At 53.6% G+C, this 237-nt stretch carries 1 pseudogene; it reads right to left on the bottom strand.

The window, feature by feature from the left end:
* A pseudogene (locus tag QP415_RS12910) lies at window positions 1-185 on the bottom strand (diacylglycerol/lipid kinase family protein); the annotation flags it as partial.
* Between the last annotated feature and the right edge of the window lie 52 nt (window positions 186-237).

The following is a 237-nucleotide window of genomic DNA, read 5'->3' on the forward strand; positions in this document are numbered from 1 at the left end:
CCATCAATCTTCAGCGTAATGGTGGAAGGGCGATGGGTTGCGAGAGCAGCGAACGCTCCATAGCCATATGCGATAGGACCAGACGTAAACATTGACTCGTTCGCCAATAGATTCGCCTTCGCATCCAAGCCCAAAGAGACCAGCCCCAAAACCAGGGAATGAACAGTTCCGTCTGGGGTGGTCACCCACATTCCGTCCATCGGGCGAATTCGCGAAGCAAATAGCTCGTCGCTTTCT

The organism is Pauljensenia sp. UMB3104, from assembly GCF_030217285.1.
Classification (GTDB): Bacteria; Actinomycetota; Actinomycetes; order Actinomycetales; family Actinomycetaceae; genus Pauljensenia.